The 1,277-nt window shown below is 33.2% G+C and carries 1 pseudogene; it reads right to left on the bottom strand.

From position 1 onward, the window contains the following. A pseudogene (locus tag FTV18_RS15605) lies at positions 1-798 on the bottom strand (IS3-like element ISAba14 family transposase); the annotation flags it as partial. Between the last annotated feature and the right edge of the window lie 479 nt (positions 799-1,277).

The raw sequence follows: 1,277 nt of genomic DNA, 5'->3' as shown, positions 1-1,277 counted from the left end.
AAGCCGAAATACAAAAATCCACCTCCATACTAATCGATACCCTATGCGCAAGTACCTTGCGGCTATGCCAATCAATCACAGCACATAAATAAACAAAGCCTTTTGCCATAGGGATATACGTTATATCCGTAGACCACACTTGATTACTGCGCTGAATAGCCAACCCTTTGAGCAGATATGGATATTTACGGTGAGCTTGATTAGCCTGGCTTAAATTTGGTTTGCAATATAACGCCTGAATACCCATTTTCTTCATTAAAGTACGTGTATGACGTCGTCCTATATGATGTCCTTGACGATTCAACAAATCACGCATCATACGACTGCCTGCAAAAGGATATTGCATATGTAATTCATCAATACATCGCATCAGCTTCAGATCTGATGCACTCACAGGTTTTGGGCGATAGTAATAACAACCACGGGAGACTTTCAGCAGCTTAGCTTGCTTAGATACTGAAATCTGAAGTGAGTCGTCGATTAACTTTTGTGGTTGAAGCGGCCCAGTTTCTTCAACACACCTTCTAAAAAATCAATTTCTAATGCCTGCTCACCGATTTTTGCATGTAGTTTTTTTAGATCGATGGGTGGTTCTGTTGGAGCTTTTGATTGATCGAAAGCTTGCGAGGAAGCTGAGATCAATTGATTTTTCCAGTCAATAATTTGGTTTTGATGAACATCAAACTCAGCACTCAATTCAGCAAGTGTTTTTTCTGCTTTAATCGCAGCAAGTGCTACCTTAGCTTTAAAATCATTTGAATGATTTCTTCTTGGTCTACGTGCCATAAAATACTCCATATATTGATGTTTATAACATCATTTGAGGAGCAGAATATCACTTATAGGAGTTGTTCAAATTTACGGATCCATCTCTAATCTCAATATTAAATGTTTTTACTATTTATATTTAATGGTTAAAAAAATTTTATAATAGTTGTATATTTAAAGTTTTTCTATATAAAAAATAAGCAAGGAAGCTGATAAAAACTTATCTAATAAAAATTATTGATTTAAAATAGAGTTTATTAATAATTTAATATCTAAATAAGATGCTAATGATATTAATAATATAAAAATAGATAGTTAAATTTTGATTGTTTAGAATTAAGGTTAGTATTTGAATTTATTGAAGTAAGTAAATAATCTTATATTAACCCGAATCGCGGATAAAAAATTGACTTGAAAAATAAGAGGACTAGAGCCATCAGTTGAGTTACCACACAAAACTTAAAACTCTAGTCCCGATGTTTAATAGTACCGAATTATTTTGCGTAATT

It is taken from the genome of Acinetobacter sp. YH12241 (genome assembly GCF_013417535.1).
Classification (GTDB): domain Bacteria; phylum Pseudomonadota; class Gammaproteobacteria; order Pseudomonadales; family Moraxellaceae; genus Acinetobacter.
Note: the sequence above shows the minus strand (reverse complement) of the source record. Positions and strands in the feature narration are given on the sequence as shown.